This is a genomic window from Oleiphilus sp. HI0125 (assembly GCF_001635355.1).
Genome location: NZ_LWGF01000879.1, coordinates 77,970 through 92,743 on the forward strand (window position 1 = coordinate 77,970; position 14,774 = coordinate 92,743).

The window sequence follows — 14,774 nt, forward strand, 5'->3', positions numbered from 1 at the left end:
CCTAATATAAATTACGCCGCTTCTCAAATGGGTCGTCGGTCTATTTGTGTTGGTGAGGTGGCCGAGTGGTCGAAGGCGCACGCCTGGAAAGTGTGTAACGGGAAACCGTTCGAGGGTTCGAATCCCTCCCTCACCGCCAATTTATAAAGAGTCGAATCTTACTTCTGTCCAAACTCCGTCATTTCTATCCTTTTCTGTCTGGTCTAAACGTCACAAATTGATCTACATCAATTTTTAAAATTAGCCTACAAATTCACTGCGTTTACGCCTGAATGACGACTAGCCTGACTGTTTAGTTTCTAATTATTGAGTTTGGTGACTGTGTCTGCTGAAGCGATCTGGTTAGCCGTTTGCGTATTCTTAGTTTTTCTCCAGCAAGTAGGTTTTTTATTGCTAGAATCTGGTTTGGTGCGTTCAAAAAACAACGTTAACGTTGCTGCAAAAAATGTCCTCGACTTATGTTTAGTGATTCTTCTTTTCTGGTTTGTCGGACAAGCAATTGTCTTTGATGGCGATCTTGTATTGGAAGGTGAGGGCTATCTAGTCTTTCTCTATGAGAGCCTATTTTTTGCAACCTGTGTAACGTTGATTTCCGGAGCTCTTTCAGAGCGCGTTGCTCTCTGGGTATATGTCATTGTAGCGGTTTTTACCGCGGTCTTTATCTATCCCTTTTTTGCTTTTAATGTCTAGAGTCAGTCTGGACTGCTCGCACAGTTTGGGTTTGTAGACCTAGCTGGTTCGGCAGTTGTTCACGTCGTGGGTGGTGCGATTGCTTTGGCCGTACTTTTGATTATTGGTCCGCGGGAAGGTGTGTTTGTTAAAGGACGCAAAGTGGCTCTTGCCGCTAATATGCCTGTAGCCGTTGGCGGTGGATTTTTATTGTTCATAGGCTGGTTAGGATTTAACGGTGGTTCAGCATATCGCTCAGATATCGACGTATTTTTAGTCATTGTTAATACGGTTTTCGCTGCATGTGGAGCGGGTGCTTTTGCTGTTGTATTTTCACTGCTGCGACGCTCAATTATTGATGTGAAGGTTCTGATAAATGCAATCTTATCAGGGCTAGTCGCGTCTTGTGCCTCGGCTCATCTTATTACGCCGACTCAAGCGCTTATGCTTGGTGTGCTTGCGTATTGGGTAATGAAAGGTTTTTCATCATTACTTGAATACTTCGAAGTTGATGATGCAGTTGATGCTGTGCCCGTTCATTTAGATGGCGGTATGGTGAGAGTGTTGCTTCCTGTTCTGTTTGTTTCTGAGTTTTCGTTGCTGCCTCAGCTTGTTGGCTTGGCAATCGCTGTGGTTTGGGGTTTTGGTTTAACGTATGCGGTGATGCGATTAATTAACCGCTTTTGGCCTCTCAGAATTAGTAAGGAGGCCGAAAAGCTTGGGCTCAATATTTACGAGCACGGAGAGCGTAATGATCTGTCGGACATGATCGAGTCAATCAGCCACAACCATGAAAGCGGAGAACTAACGAAGCGATTGCCTGAAAATGAATCCACCGAAGTTGGTTTGTTAGCGGGGTATTACAATGGTCTTCTAACAAGCATAGATGCTCAGCAGCAAGAGCTTCAAGATTTACTGCGTGAGTCGCGGCGTCTCCAAGGTGTAAAGGATGAGTTTATCGGGACGATGAATCACGAAATACGAACGCCTATTACTGCGGTTATTGGATTCGCAAAACGATTGATGTCTGGTGTTAGCAATGCTGATGAATCACGTGATTTGTCTAAGCGCGTGCTTGAAGCGGGGCAAAGACTCGATGCACTGTCCAAGCAGTTGTTAGATGTTGAGCGCGTAGATGGTTTTGAACACGGTGTTAGTTGCCAAGCTTACTCGTGCGAAGCTGTTTTACGAGAGGTGGGGGTTCAAGCGCACCTTATGTTTGATGAGCTTGGTGTCGGGATTAAGGAATCTGTTCCCAAAGAGCTCGAAGGTCAGGTTTATATAGATATGCAGGTCTTGTACGACGTGTTACGTGAGGTTTTTGATAACGCGCGTAAGTTTGGTGATGGCGTATCCATAGAGGTTAATTACAACTTCGATCAGCGGAAGAGTTTTGTTTGTTCGATAACCAATTACGGCTCTGAGCTGTTACTTGCTCATGAGCCTTATGAGAAGTTTTGGCAGGCTGACTCGTAATTGAGTCGTTCTCATGAAGGCTTAGGTTTTAGGTTTGTACTTATCGCGTCAACTTCTAGGTGCTATGGGTTGTTCTATTCGTCATGAGTCATCATCAAAGGGTGTGACATTCTTTCTCTCTTTCCCCTTGCAAACTGATAACAATGAACCCGAAGAAATACTTGAATATTTGTCTGAAGGCCTGCAAAGCGAGTTGGCAAATGATCATGTTGTTTCCTATAAGGGCAAGCGATGTCTTATTGTTGATGACACGATGGATAATCAAGTGTTGATTGAGTTTGCCATGGCTGACCTTGGGTTTGATTGTGATACGGCAGATAACGGAGAGATCGCTGTTGAGAAGGTGCGCGCTGAGCAGTATGACATTGTTATGATGGATATGCAGATGCCTGTTATGGATGGTGTAACGGCAACGCAAAAGATTCGGAATGAGCTAGGCATCGCTGATTCGGAGCTGCCTATTGTGGCCATTACCGCGAATGATTTAGACGAGCATCGGCAGCAATGTTTTGATGCTGGAACGAATGACTTCTTAACGAAACCTCTTGATAACGAGAAGCTTAAGTCAGTTCTGTTAAACTTGCTCACAGATCAATAATTTTGCTGCTGGGCTGTAAAAAGATTTAATAAATTAAAAAAATGTGCACTTCCGTGCAGGCAGTCTCTTTAGTAAGCCGTTCTACTACTGCCCAAGTCCTCAAAATTGTTTATACTACCGCCCCTTTTTTAAGCGTGAATAGTTAGCGCTAGAAAGTTTTCGTCTGTTTTTCAGTAAGAAGGTGTTTGATGCCAATCTATGAGTATGCTTGTAAGTCGTGTGGCTTTCAGAAAGACGTACTTCAGAAATTAAGCGATGAACCGTTAACAGCGTGTCCAGAGTGCAATAACGAAACGTTTTCTAAGCAGATTTCTGCGCCGGGATTCCGGTTGTCGGGCGGCGGCTGGTATGAAACAGATTTTAAAACTGGCAAAAAGAAGAATTTAGCAGGTGATGCTGGAAAAAGTTCGTCATCTAGCTCATCAAGTAGCGATAGCGCTGCATAACGGTATTAGTAAGAATATAAGTAGGACAGGACTATGCGCAGTCAATATTGCGGTCAAGTAACAGAAGAATTGATCGGACAAGAAGTTACCATTTGTGGTTGGGTTCATCGTCGTCGTGACCACGGTGGTGTTATTTTCCTTGATATGCGTGACCGCGAAGGGATCGCCCAAGTTGTATTTGATCCAGATACTGAAGAAAGCTTTGCAGCGGCTGACCGTGTTCGAAGTGAATATGTTCTTCAAATTAAAGGTCTGGTTCGTGGTCGTCCAGAAGGCACGATTAACGAGAATATGACGACTGGTAAGATCGAAATTCTTGGTAAAGAGCTTGTTGTTCTTAATAGTGCTGAGACGCCTCCATTCCCGCTAGACGAATTCGTAGACGTTGGTGAAGATACGCGCCTTAAATACCGTTTTATGGATCTTCGTCGCCCTGAAATGCTTAACAAACTTATGTTCCGTTCAAAAGTAACGAACTACATTCGTAACTACATGGACGGCAACGGCTTTATGGACGTTGAAACGCCAATCCTTACACGTGCGACGCCAGAAGGTGCGCGTGACTACTTGGTGCCAAGTCGCACTCAGCCAGGTAACTTCTTCGCACTTCCTCAGTCACCACAGTTGTTCAAACAGCTATTGATGGTTTCTGGTGTTGATCGCTACTACCAAATCGCTAAATGTTTCCGTGATGAAGATTTGCGTGCTGACCGTCAACCTGAATTTACACAGGTGGATGTTGAAGCTTCATACATGAGCGAAGAAGAAATCATGGCGAACATGGAAGGCATGGTTGGTTCAATGTTCAAAGACTTGCTTGACGTTGATCTTGGCGAATTCCCTAAAATGCCTTATTCAGAAGCGATGAGCAAATACGGTAGCGACAAGCCTGACTTACGTATTCCGCTTGAGATTGTTGATGTTGCTGACTTGATGGAAAGTATCGAGTTTAAGGTGTTCGCAGGCCCAGCAAAAGATCCTAAAGGTCGCGTTGCAGCACTTAAAGTTGATGGTGGTGCGGAACTTAGTCGTAAGCAAATTGACGAATACACCAAGTTTGTTGGAATCTACGGTGCGAAAGGTCTTGCTTGGATTAAGGTTAACGAAATCGAGAAAGGCGTTGAAGGTCTTCAGTCGCCAATCGTTAAGTTCTTAGGCGAAGAAGTTGCAATGCAAATTATGGATCGCCTAGGTGTTAAAAATGGCGATATTGTATTCTTCGGTGCAGATAAAGAAAAAGTTGTAAACGAAGCGCTTGGCGCACTGCGCTGCAAAGTGGGTGAAGATCTCAATATGTTCACAACAGAGTGGGCACCACTTTGGGTTGTTGACTTCCCTATGTTCGAAGAGTTGGATGACGGAGGCTTAACAGCAATTCACCATCCATTTACAGCGCCTTCTTGTTCACCTGCTGAATTGCGTGATGCGCCTGAAAAAGCATTGTCGCGTGCGTACGATATGGTACTTAACGGTACTGAGCTTGGTGGTGGTTCTATCCGTATTCACGATGGAGAAATGCAAAGTACTGTATTCGATATTCTTGGTATCGATGCAGAAGAACAGCAAGAGAAGTTTGGCTTCTTATTAGATGCATTGAAGTTCGGTTGTCCTCCTCACGGTGGTTTGGCATTTGGTCTTGACCGTCTTGTGATGTTGATGACAGGTGCAAGTTCTATTCGTGAAGTGATTGCCTTCCCGAAAACACAGAGTGCTACTGATGTACTAACTAAGGCGCCAGGTGAAGTTGATAAGAAGCAGCTTCGCGAGTTGAGCATTAAGCTAAACCTTCCTGAGCCAAAGAAAGAAGAGTCTAACTAAGGCTCTTTAAGCTTCTTAATTAAAGTCATGACGGACAGATGTAATCGTGTGATTGCTAAGTTCGTCATGTCTTAACTAGTTTGTATTACTATCTTTGTCTTCGACCTCATTCTGTTTTTGTCTATATTCTCCTAGTTCGATTCTCCCATTTCTTATATTTAATGGCGTGTCACGTTATACCCCTTTAAACTCGCCTGAATTGTTTTGCTTGTAAGATCTTTATGTCAATTATCTTAGGGATAGATCCTGGTTCTCGAATTACCGGTTATGGTTTGATCGAGTTTAAGGCCGGTAAAAGCTATTACATAGGTAGTGGGTGTATTCGCGTTCAGAAAGATTCGCTCGCTGACAAGTTGGGGTTGATTTTCAATAGTGTTACGCAGCTCATTCAGCAATATAGTCCTGATGAGTTTGCGATTGAAGAAGTGTTCATGGCGCGTAATGCAGATTCAGCACTTAAGTTGGGTCAAGCAAGAGGTGTTGCTATTGCGGCTGCTAATGTTGCTGGCTTGCCAACTAGCGAATACGCTGCGCGCAAAGTGAAACAGGCTTTGGTAGGCAAGGGATCAGCAGATAAATCTCAAGTCGCGCATATGGTGGTCAATATGTTGGGTTTGAATGCTACGCCACAGGCAGATGCAGCGGATGCTTTGGCTGTTGCCCTGTGTCATGCACATATGCAGCAAAGCTTAATAAAAATGACCGGTGCGACGCGCAGTCGACGCGGTAGAGTAAGTTGATAAGGCTTGGCTGAAAGTCTGTTTTGATAATTTAGGAAGTATTTTGATTGGAAAAATAAAGGGTGTGCTTGAATCTAAAAATACCCATCAAGCACTCATTGACGTCAATGGCCTGTGTTACGAGTTAGATGTTCCGTTATCAACTGCATTCTCGCTGCCAGAGATTGGCGAGCAGGTAGTGTTGTATACGCATTTTGTTGTGCGTGAAGATGCTCAATTGCTTTATGGTTTTTCTTCTCTCTCGGACAGAGATGTCTTCCGAGTACTCATCAAGGTGAATGGTGTAGGGCCTAAATTAGGTGTCGCGATTCTGTCTGGTTTAAATGCCTCAGATTTGAAGCGCTGCGTTGAACTTGAAGATGTTAGCGCGCTGGTAAAGCTTCCGGGTATCGGCAAAAAAACAGCAGAGCGTTTGTTGATTGAGTTGAGAGATAAGCTAGGCGCTGTAGTAACCGAAAACGATGGCCTTGGAGAGATGGAACAAGCTGCCGTTGCTTTACCAGAAGAGTCAGTCGAGCAAGAGGCAGAGGCAGCATTAACCGCATTAGGTTACAAGCCGAGTGATGCGGCGAAGCTCGTGAAGAAGAGTTTTGAAGCAGGGATGTCTGTCGAGGATCTTATTAAGCAGGCCCTCCGTTCGCTCAGCTAGCTAGTGTGTTTGGCACTGTAACTGATATTTAACTTTCGTCAGTGTGCTTGAGATGTACACTAGTTTTATTCATCACTCTCTTTTAAGCCATGATTGACGCAGACCGCCTAATTTCCGCCGCGCCCAATAGCGGCGGCCGCAGTAAGCAAGAAGAAGCACAAGATCGTGCTATTCGCCCGAAATTACTAGCTGACTACGTAGGTCAGCCTGTTGTCAAAGAACAAATGTCTATTTTCGTTGAGGCAGCAAAAAAACGAGAAGAGGCACTTGATCATGTTCTTATTTTTGGTCCGCCTGGCTTAGGTAAGACAACGCTCGCGAATATCCTCGCTAATGAACTTGAATCTAACATTCAGTCTACGTCTGGGCCGGTGCTCGAAAAGGCAGGCGATTTAGCGGCCTTACTCACCAACTTAGAAGAAGGCGACATTCTTTTTATTGATGAGATTCATCGTTTAAGTGCGAATGTCGAGGAGGTTCTTTATCCCGCGATGGAGGATTATCAGCTCGACATTATGATTGGTGAAGGCCCAGCAGCGCGGTCTATTAAGTTGGATTTGCCCCCGTTTACACTGGTTGGCGCTACCACGCGCGCCGGACTATTAACGTCACCACTGCGTGATCGATTCGGTATTGTTCAGCGCCTCGAGTTTTATAGTGTCGCTGACTTGGCGAGTATTGTGGAGCGTTCTGCTCGCTTATCTGGAATTCATATTGAGTCACAGGGTGCTGTCGAGATTGCTAAGCGTTCTCGTGGTACGCCGCGTATTGCTAACCGCCTTTTGCGTCGCGTACGAGATTATGCGGAAGTTAAAAGTGACGGAAGCATTACTCAGAAGGTCGCTGATAAGGCCTTAAATATGTTGAGTGTAGATGAATGCGGTTTCGATCATATGGACCGAAAGTTACTGCTCACGATGATTGAGAATTTTGGTGGTGGTCCAGTAGGCGTTGAGAGTATGGCTGCCGCAATAGGTGAAGAGCGAGGAACGATCGAGGATGTTCTCGAGCCTTATTTAATTCAGCAGGGCTATATGATTCGCACGCCTAGAGGGCGAATGGCCACTGAAAAGGCATGGTTGCATTTTGGTTTAACGATGCCTGTAGGGGAATAGGATAGATGGATCCGTTTTCACTGCCTATTCGAGTCTATCTCGAGGATACCGATGCTGGTGGTGTGGTGTTCTATGCCAATTATCTAAAGTTTTTCGAACGTTCTCGAACTGAATTGGTCCGTACTCAAGGGTTCGAAATGCGGCGCTCGCTTTCAGATGGGGTGAGTTTTGTCGTTGCTTCCTTGAATATTAATTATCGAAAGTCAGCTTATTTAGATGATGAGTTGCTGATATTCACTGAAGTACTAGAAATAAAACGATCATACTTTGATGTTAAACAATGGGTTGAGCGCGTTGGTGAAAAGGGCGTGAAACTCGTTGAGGCGCAAGTGCGTGTAGCCTGCGTTGATCTTGATAGTGGTCGGCCACAAGGTATGCCAAAACAATTAGTTAGCGCTCTGCAGGGCGTGTCTTAGGGGATTTATTTTGGAAAATCAGATTTCTGTTTGGGGCTTGATCGCAGACGCGAGCTTGTTGGTGCAATTGGTTATGCTGGCTTTGTTGGCTGCATCTGTTATTTCTTGGTATCTAATTTTTCAGCGTAAAGCTTACTTCCAAACTGCTAAAGCAAACCAAGTTGAATTCGAAGAGCGATTTTGGTCTGGAATGGATCTCAGCCGTCTCTATCGAGAATCCGAAAATGTGCCGGGTCTCGAGTACATATTTCGGGCGGGTTTTAAAGAATTTAATCGTCTTCGCCAAAATGACATGGATGCCGATGCGATCATGTCTGGAACGCAGCGAGCGATGCGCGTCGCCCTTGCTCGAGAAGCAGACCGACTCGACGCCAATTTGTCTTTCTTAGCGACTGTTGGCTCGACTAGTCCTTATGTCGGCTTATTTGGGACCGTTTGGGGGATCATGAATTCGTTTTTGGGTTTGGCGCAAGAGCAGCAAGCGACACTAGCAACGGTCGCTCCAGGTATTGCTGAGGCACTTATTGCAACAGCAATGGGCTTGTTTGCGGCAATTCCAGCGGTAGTTGCATACAACCGATTCTCAGCACATTCGGATAAGCTATACAACACTTACGAGACCTTTGTTGATGAGTTTGCAAGTATTCTCCATCGCAATGTTTACGCGACAGAAAAAGCAGAATAATAGCGAGGTTTAGGTATGGCGCGCAGCAAACGTAAACCGATGTCCGACATTAACGTCGTTCCATATATCGACGTGATGTTAGTGTTATTGATCATCTTTATGGTCACCGCACCTATGTTGACGCAAGGCATTAAAATCGATCTGCCGCAGGTCGAGTCAGCTCCTGTGATTGTCGAACAAAATCAAGAGCCATTAATCATCTCAGTTGATTTAAACGGAACCTACTACATGGAGATGAGTTCGTTATCGCAAGACCCGTTGGAGCTAGATTTCTTGCTTGAGAAAACTCAGGGCTTGTTATCTGCCAATCCTCAATTAGCTGTTTTAGTTCGTGCGGATAAAAATGTTGAATACGGTCTTGTCGTTGAGTTGATGGCAGCGCTGCGTTCGGCTGGTGCGTCAGGTGTCGGCTTGATAACAGAAGATCTATGATCAAGAAAGCGAATCGCCAGCAATACTCTCAAGTTTTAAGGGAAAGCATTGCATTGCTGAAGCAGTCTTTAACTAAAGGTCATCGACGTTATCTAACAGCGAGTGTGGTTTTGCACTTGGTCGTGGTGATTGTGTTGAGTTGGTCTTGGAGTGCGAGTGAGGCAGTCAAAACCTATGTCATTCCTGCAAGTATCGAGGCGCGAGTGTTAACCGCTGAGGAAATTGATCAACTACCGTACAAGAAAAAGCAACGTCAAGAAGAACAGGCGCGTCAGAAAAAGAAACAAGATGAGCTAAGAAAGAAAAAGGAAGCGCGAAGAAAGAAAGAGTTGGCTAAGAAAAAAGCAGAGGCTGAGAGAAAAAAGAAAATCGCCAAGGCTAAGCAAGAAGAAGCTAAGAAGAAAAAGTTAGCAGAGCAAAAGCGAAAGGCAGAGTTAGAGGCGCAACGAAAGAAGCGCGAGCAGCAAAAGAAACAAGAGCAGGCGAAGCGTCAAGAACCGCCTAAACCGGTAGAGGCTCCAAAGCCTGATCGACGTTTAGAGAAATTGGCTGAACAACGAGAGAAAACGCTACGAGAGCAGCGTATGGCAGAGCGCCTTAAAGGTATTCAAGATCTCAAAGAGTCTGCGCAATCTCCAGAGCCTGTTTTTGATTTGGATGAAAAGACCAGATATTTGTCGATTATTCGTAGCCGTATTGAATCTCGATGGTTCAAGCCGCCCGGGGCTCAAAACGACACTGTCGTACTGCGTATTCGATTGTTTCCTACGGGTGAGCTGCAGAGCGTAGATGTAATAGACAGTAGTGGTAACTCTGCTTTGGATCAAAGTGCATTGGCGGCGGTTAATGCGGTAGGTAAGTTTGAAGTGCCAAAAGAAACGGCATTCTTTGAAAAATATTTTAGGTCTTTTCAAATGAGCTTTAAGCCAGAAGCTTAGTTGGTATATGTGCGAGGTTAGGGTGTTGTTATTTCTATTGAGAGTTTTTTTGGTGAGCGCCTTTTGCGTGCAGGCAGTTTATGCTGAGCTTCGTATTGAGATTACCAAGGGGTCGGACGACGCCGTTCCAATTGCTGTTGTTCCATTTACTAATCGCACGAACCAAGCCCTTCCTGCGGATATCGCACGAATTATCGATGCGAATTTATTGCGTAGTGGAGATTTCGTTACCTTGCCGACCAATAAAATGCTGAGTCTTCCTGATAAATCAGGGGATGTGTATTTTCGTGATTGGAAGATGCTAGGGCAGAGTTTTGTGCTGGTGGGGCAGGTTAGCTCAGATGCAGCGGGTAGGCGATTTCACGTCCAGTACGAGCTAATGGATGTATATAATCAGAAGCGCGTTGTCGGTGAGCTGATTTCTTCTAGTACGACGGGGATGCGACAGTTAGCGCATCGTATATCGGATAAAATTTATGAAGCGATCACGGGTGTGCGTGGTGCATTCTCAACCAAAATCGCTTATGTCACTTTAGATCTAAAGGGTGACGATGCTGAGTATCGACTTCAGTTAGCTGATGCGGATGGACAGCGTTCCAAGACCTTGTTTAAAAGTGCTAAACCAGTCTTGTCGCCTTCTTGGTCAAACGATGCAACACGTATTGCATATGTCTCTTTCGAGAGCGGTCGACCGGCGATCTATATTCAAAACATTAAAACTGGAAAGCGTAAGCAGATTACTAATTTTCGTGGTTTGAATAGTTCGCCTATGTGGTCGCCAGATGATAAAAAGCTGCTAATGACTTTGTCGAAAGATGGGAACGCTGAGATCTATTCCTATCATATTGCATCGGCGAGTTTGGATCGCTTGACCAATCATTATGGTATTGACACTGAAGGTAGTTGGTCGCGCGATGGTAGACGAATTGTGTTTACCAGTGATCGTTCTGGCACGCCTCAAATCTATGAGATGGATCTTGTCGAAAGACGTCCCGAGCGCTTGACCTTTAAGGGCCGTTATAATGCGCGTCCGCGATTTAGTTATGATGGTGAGAAAGTTTATTTTGTTCATAAGTCAACGCGTGATTACCATATCGCATCGATGAACGCTGACGGAACGGACCAATATATTTTGACGGACACACCTTTGGATGAATCACCTAGTGTGTCTCCTAATGGGCGTATGATCATTTATGCCACAAAGAGAAATGGTAAGGGTGTGCTCGGTGTGGTTTCCGTAGATGGTGATTCAAAGTACTTTTTACCGTCGAGTCACGGAGAGGTTCGTGAGCCGTCTTGGTCGCCTTTCTTAAACTAAACTAAATTTATACTAAGCTTTATTGTATGAAGTAAGGGGCTTGGTTAGACTGAGGCCAGTCCTCATGCTGTGCGTAGCGCTAATTTTTAGCTGATGCATTGGTAAAAAATACAGAATTAGTCTGTAATAAAACTATATTAAAACAGACATCAATTATCGTAGATCTGACAAAGGAAGAACAATGAAATTAGAAGCGTTCAAGCACGGTTTAGCACTTGTGTTGGCAACGACCGTATTGGTTGGTTGTGAAACGACGAGTACAAGTGATCAAGAAAGCGCAGAACCAACAGCAGAGCAAGGCGCTCAAACTAGTGGTGCTGTAGGTGATGAGCAATTGACTGAACAGCAACTTGCTGAGCAAAAAGCTCAGGCTCAAGCTGAAAAAGAACAATCGGCGATGCGCGAAGTGCGCACATTCTACTTTGATTTAGACCAATCTAGCATCAAGGCTGAGTTCCGTGCTCCATTAGCGGCACATGCTTCTTATCTTGTGCAAAACCCTTCAGCGAAAATTGTGTTAGAAGGCCACTGTGATGAGCGCGGTACTAAAGAATATAACATTGCACTCGGTGAGCGTCGTGCTAACTCTGTCGCCCAATTCTTGAAGGTGAATGGTGTATCGGCTTCTCAAATTGAAGTTGTTAGTTACGGGGAAGAGAGTCCAGCTGTTGCAGGTTCAAATGAAACAGCATGGTCTAAAAACCGTCGTGTAGTGCTTCAGTACTAATTAGCTTATGTTGAAGTATTCAAAACATAGAAAAGGGCTTCTTACGAAGTCCTTTTTTGTATCCCTTTGTTTTGCTTTATCTGCAAGTGTTTCAGCTAAGACACTTATCTTTCAATCGAAAGATAATAGTGCCTCCGAGCCTGTGTATGAGCAAGAATCTGGCTCGCAAGTTCAAGCGTCTACCCCATCTGCGCCAGTCGCTCCTGCGGTTGGGCAAACTTCAAATATCAATTCTGAATTGTTCTTTATTGTCGAAGAGTTGAAGCAAGAGGTGATGTCGCTCAGAGGTGCTGTTGAAGAGCAGGCATTTGAGATTCGCCAGCTGAAGCGTCAATCTCTTGATCGTTATAAGGATCTAGATTCTCGGCTTCAGGAAGTGGCAAAAGCGCGCGCTGAGTCGGTTAGCGTCGTTCAAAAACCAGAGCTTGCGACAGCTTCGTCGAATATATCAAGCGTTCAAGGCGCGGCGGTTGTGCCGGTTGTCGTTCAGGCTGATGTGAAGAGTGCCGCTGCTCCAGCAGAGTCTGCTCCGTCTGTTGATCAGGATCAGCAGAAGTTAGATTATCAAAACGCTTATGCTTATGTGACTAAAAAGGATTTTCCTGCTGCGGTCGATGCATTGCATGCCTTCGTTGAGAAGTACCCTGATGGAGATTTGACTGGCAATGCTTTTTATTGGCTCGGAGAAGTTTACCTTGTGTTGCCTCAGCTTGAGCAAGCAAAGCAGGCCTTTAGTATCGTCGTGAAAACGTTCCCGGGGCATCGTAAGTTGTCCGATGCGACGTACAAGTTAGGTGTTACATATGATCGTCTTCAGCAACCTGCCGAAGCCGAGCGATACCTGAAAATGGTTCAGGAAAAATTTCCAAATAGTACAGCTGCGAAACTTGCTAAAAGCTATACAATATCGCGCTAACTAATTGAAAAATAACAAGTTAAAGATTTTTTTTAGAATCGTAAAAAAAACCGTAAATTTGGCTTGTTATTTTTTTTAGAATCATTACTATATGCGCCTCGTCGGGTCGTTAGCTCAGTTGGTAGAGCAGTTGGCTTTTAACCAATTGGTCGCAGGTTCGAATCCTGCACGACCCACCACTTTTATATTTTTGAAGTGGTGCTCGGTACAACGAGCAGTGTCTGACTTTCCTTTCTAGGAATATATACTAAGGTGTGACACCAACCACGCCGCTCATCATGATGGTGATTCTTGGGTCGTTAGCTCAGTTGGTAGAGCAGTTGGCTTTTAACCAATTGGTCGCAGGTTCGAATCCTGCACGACCCACCACTTTCTTTCTCAGTACAAACTCCTATTTACCACTTGGTCACGCGACAACTAACTTTGTTCGTCCAGGATGAGAACCGTTAAGGTCCGAGCCGAGCAGCTTTGCTGCGAGACAACGTTGGCGCGCGCTCGTCACGACAACGACCCGAAGGGCGAGCGAAGCGAGTAATCCGCACGACATACCACTCTCTCTATCAGTAAAAAACAATCTTATTCTAAGCTCAGTCACGTAAGCGTTACTTATTTCCTTGCGAGATAAGAGCCGTTAATTTTTATGCTGCAGCAGTACAGTGTTCTTTTTACGAATAGCGCAGTAGTCCTAGCGCAGTGACTTTACTATAATATGCGCCGATTATTTCCACCGGATATATGTAATACATGAGTGACTTTCAAGACCGCGTTCTAGTACAAGAGCATTTAGCGCACGAAAAAATCCCACAAGCGATTGATCAAGCACAGGTAGATCAACTCACAGCAGAAATAAAAGGGCTGTTGAAACAGAACAATGCTGTGTTGATTGCACACTATTACACGGATCCGTTGGTTCAAGGCTTAGCTGAGGAAACCGGTGGGTGCGTGTCCGATTCACTTGAAATGGCACGCTTTGGCGCGAAGCACGAAGCTGAATCTGTGGTCGTCGCAGGTGTGCGCTTTATGGGTGAAACAGCCAAGATCTTAAGTCCTGAAAAGCGTGTATTTATGCCGACTCTTGAGGCGACCTGTTCATTAGATATTGGTTGTCCTGTTGAGGAGTTTTCTGCATTCTGCGATCAGCACCCCGATCGCACGGTTGTCGTGTATGCAAATACCTCTGCTGCGGTTAAGGCGCGGGCTGATTGGGTTGTTACGTCGAGCATTGCTCTTGATGTTATTGAGCACCTTGATCGGAAAGGCGAAAAAATAATCTGGGGCCCAGATAAGCACCTTGGTGGGTATATTCAAAAACAAACTGGTGCGGATATGTTGCTATGGGACGGTTCATGTATCGTGCATGAGGAGTTTCGCGCAAGTGGCATTAAGGATCTGCTAAAAATTCACCCTGACGCTGCTGTGCTGGTTCACCCTGAGTCGCCCGATGCAATGGTCGAGCTGGCTGATGCGGTTGGTTCGACATCGCAACTTATTAAAGCGTCTCAAACTCTTCCGAATGACAAATTTATCGTTGCTACAGATAACGGTATTTTTTACAAGATGAAGCAGCTTAGTCCTGAGAAGATGTTCATTGAAGCGCCAACAGGTGGAAGTGGTGCGACATGTCGTAGCTGTGCGCATTGCCCTTGGATGGCGATGAATGGCTTGGAAGGTATTCGTGACGTTTTAAAAGATGGGGCTGGCTGCGAGGTTTTTGTTGATGATGACTTGCGCAAGCAAGCCTTAATTCCTCTGGAGAGGATGTTATCGTTTAAAGCTTGATGATGTTTATCATCCAGTGAAAACAGATTTGTTCAATCTGTCATTGATTCTT

Annotated in this window: 15 protein-coding genes, 3 tRNA genes, 1 other RNA gene and 1 pseudogene; all 20 read left to right on the forward strand. The window is 45.0% G+C overall.

The annotated features are described in order from the left end of the window. Positions 1-51: 51 nt before the first annotated feature. The 20 genes and pseudogenes from A3762_RS14975 (at position 52) to nadA (ending at position 14,722) form a co-directional block, all read left to right on the forward strand. A tRNA-Ser gene (locus A3762_RS14975) sits at positions 52-139 on the forward strand. Between the two features lie 182 nt (positions 140-321). Further along, positions 322-1,407, forward strand: a pseudogene (locus tag A3762_RS28395) (ammonium transporter); the annotation flags it as partial. 27 nt (positions 1,408-1,434) lie between these two features. Beyond that, a complete protein-coding gene (locus A3762_RS28400) occupies positions 1,435-2,145 on the forward strand; it encodes a sensor histidine kinase KdpD (protein WP_255375052.1) in 711 nt (236 codons plus the stop codon). Between the two features lie 64 nt (positions 2,146-2,209). Then, a complete protein-coding gene (locus A3762_RS14990) occupies positions 2,210-2,743 on the forward strand; it encodes a response regulator (protein WP_068476747.1) in 534 nt (177 codons plus the stop codon). 188 nt (positions 2,744-2,931) lie between these two features. Then, on the forward strand, positions 2,932-3,189 hold the full coding sequence (locus tag A3762_RS14995) for an FmdB family zinc ribbon protein (protein WP_068476749.1): 258 nt from the start codon (positions 2,932-2,934) through the stop codon (positions 3,187-3,189). A 33-nt stretch (positions 3,190-3,222) separates the two neighbouring features. Further along, entirely contained in the window at positions 3,223-5,007 is a 1,785-nt protein-coding gene (aspS, locus tag A3762_RS15000) for an aspartate--tRNA ligase (RefSeq protein WP_068756364.1), read from the forward strand. A gap of 221 nt (positions 5,008-5,228) precedes the next feature. Beyond that, a complete protein-coding gene (gene ruvC, locus A3762_RS15005) occupies positions 5,229-5,747 on the forward strand; it encodes a crossover junction endodeoxyribonuclease RuvC (protein WP_068476754.1) in 519 nt (172 codons plus the stop codon). A gap of 43 nt (positions 5,748-5,790) precedes the next feature. After that, positions 5,791-6,396: a Holliday junction branch migration protein RuvA gene (gene ruvA, locus A3762_RS15010; RefSeq protein WP_068756366.1), complete on the forward strand. Its 606-nt coding sequence runs from the start codon at positions 5,791-5,793 to the stop codon at positions 6,394-6,396. Between the two features lie 89 nt (positions 6,397-6,485). Further along, positions 6,486-7,511 carry a Holliday junction branch migration DNA helicase RuvB gene (gene ruvB / locus A3762_RS15015; RefSeq protein ID WP_068476756.1) on the forward strand — a complete coding sequence of 342 codons (1,026 nt, stop codon included), beginning with the start codon at positions 6,486-6,488 and terminating at the stop codon, positions 7,509-7,511. Positions 7,512-7,516: 5 nt separating this feature from the next. Further along, entirely contained in the window at positions 7,517-7,927 is a 411-nt protein-coding gene (locus tag A3762_RS15020; RefSeq protein WP_068756368.1) for a YbgC/FadM family acyl-CoA thioesterase, read from the forward strand. 10 nt (positions 7,928-7,937) lie between these two features. Then, positions 7,938-8,612 (forward strand): protein TolQ, encoded by a 675-nt coding sequence (gene tolQ / locus A3762_RS15025; RefSeq protein WP_068476757.1) that lies wholly within the window; start codon positions 7,938-7,940, stop codon positions 8,610-8,612. 15 nt (positions 8,613-8,627) lie between these two features. Continuing rightward, a complete protein-coding gene (gene tolR, locus A3762_RS15030; protein WP_068756370.1) occupies positions 8,628-9,044 on the forward strand; it encodes a protein TolR in 417 nt (138 codons plus the stop codon). Then, on the forward strand, positions 9,041-9,982 hold the full coding sequence (gene tolA / locus A3762_RS15035; protein WP_068756372.1) for a cell envelope integrity protein TolA: 942 nt from the start codon (positions 9,041-9,043) through the stop codon (positions 9,980-9,982). Before tolR ends, tolA begins: the two co-directional genes overlap by 4 nt. Positions 9,983-10,049: 67 nt before the next feature. After that, positions 10,050-11,300: a Tol-Pal system beta propeller repeat protein TolB gene (gene tolB / locus A3762_RS15040; protein ID WP_231878824.1), complete on the forward strand. Its 1,251-nt coding sequence runs from the start codon at positions 10,050-10,052 to the stop codon at positions 11,298-11,300. Between the two features lie 181 nt (positions 11,301-11,481). Beyond that, positions 11,482-12,027 (forward strand): peptidoglycan-associated lipoprotein Pal, encoded by a 546-nt coding sequence (gene pal, locus A3762_RS15045; protein ID WP_068756376.1) that lies wholly within the window; start codon positions 11,482-11,484, stop codon positions 12,025-12,027. Positions 12,028-12,034: 7 nt separating this feature from the next. Then, the gene (gene ybgF / locus A3762_RS15050) at positions 12,035-12,943 is read left to right on the forward strand and encodes a tol-pal system protein YbgF (RefSeq protein WP_082869164.1); all 909 of its coding nucleotides are present in this window, start codon (positions 12,035-12,037) and stop codon (positions 12,941-12,943) included. 103 nt (positions 12,944-13,046) lie between these two features. Continuing rightward, a tRNA-Lys gene (locus A3762_RS15055) sits at positions 13,047-13,122 on the forward strand. 114 nt (positions 13,123-13,236) lie between these two features. Continuing rightward, a tRNA-Lys gene (locus tag A3762_RS15060) sits at positions 13,237-13,312 on the forward strand. Positions 13,313-13,358: 46 nt separating this feature from the next. Then, positions 13,359-13,494, forward strand: a non-coding RNA gene (locus tag A3762_RS15065) — RtT sRNA. A 193-nt stretch (positions 13,495-13,687) separates the two neighbouring features. Continuing rightward, positions 13,688-14,722 (forward strand): quinolinate synthase NadA, encoded by a 1,035-nt coding sequence (nadA, locus tag A3762_RS15070; protein ID WP_068476766.1) that lies wholly within the window; start codon positions 13,688-13,690, stop codon positions 14,720-14,722. Positions 14,723-14,774: the final 52 nt, after the last annotated feature.

What these genes read in the sequence shown, in the direction of transcription:
- A3762_RS28400 (WP_255375052.1), top strand. Translation starts at nt 1,435, where the DNA reads ATGATCGAGTCAATCAGCCACAACCATGAAAGCGGAGAACTAACGAAG.
- A3762_RS14990 (WP_068476747.1), top strand. Translation starts at nt 2,210, where the DNA reads ATGGGTTGTTCTATTCGTCATGAGTCATCATCAAAGGGTGTGACATTC.
- A3762_RS14995 (WP_068476749.1), top strand. Translation starts at nt 2,932, where the DNA reads ATGCCAATCTATGAGTATGCTTGTAAGTCGTGTGGCTTTCAGAAAGAC.
- aspS (WP_068756364.1), top strand. Translation starts at nt 3,223, where the DNA reads ATGCGCAGTCAATATTGCGGTCAAGTAACAGAAGAATTGATCGGACAA.
- ruvC (WP_068476754.1), top strand. Translation starts at nt 5,229, where the DNA reads ATGTCAATTATCTTAGGGATAGATCCTGGTTCTCGAATTACCGGTTAT.
- ruvB (WP_068476756.1), top strand. Translation starts at nt 6,486, where the DNA reads ATGATTGACGCAGACCGCCTAATTTCCGCCGCGCCCAATAGCGGCGGC.
- A3762_RS15020 (WP_068756368.1), top strand. Translation starts at nt 7,517, where the DNA reads ATGGATCCGTTTTCACTGCCTATTCGAGTCTATCTCGAGGATACCGAT.
- tolR (WP_068756370.1), top strand. Translation starts at nt 8,628, where the DNA reads ATGGCGCGCAGCAAACGTAAACCGATGTCCGACATTAACGTCGTTCCA.
- tolA (WP_068756372.1), top strand. Translation starts at nt 9,041, where the DNA reads ATGATCAAGAAAGCGAATCGCCAGCAATACTCTCAAGTTTTAAGGGAA.
- pal (WP_068756376.1), top strand. Translation starts at nt 11,482, where the DNA reads ATGAAATTAGAAGCGTTCAAGCACGGTTTAGCACTTGTGTTGGCAACG.
- ybgF (WP_082869164.1), top strand. Translation starts at nt 12,035, where the DNA reads ATGTTGAAGTATTCAAAACATAGAAAAGGGCTTCTTACGAAGTCCTTT.
- nadA (WP_068476766.1), top strand. Translation starts at nt 13,688, where the DNA reads ATGAGTGACTTTCAAGACCGCGTTCTAGTACAAGAGCATTTAGCGCAC.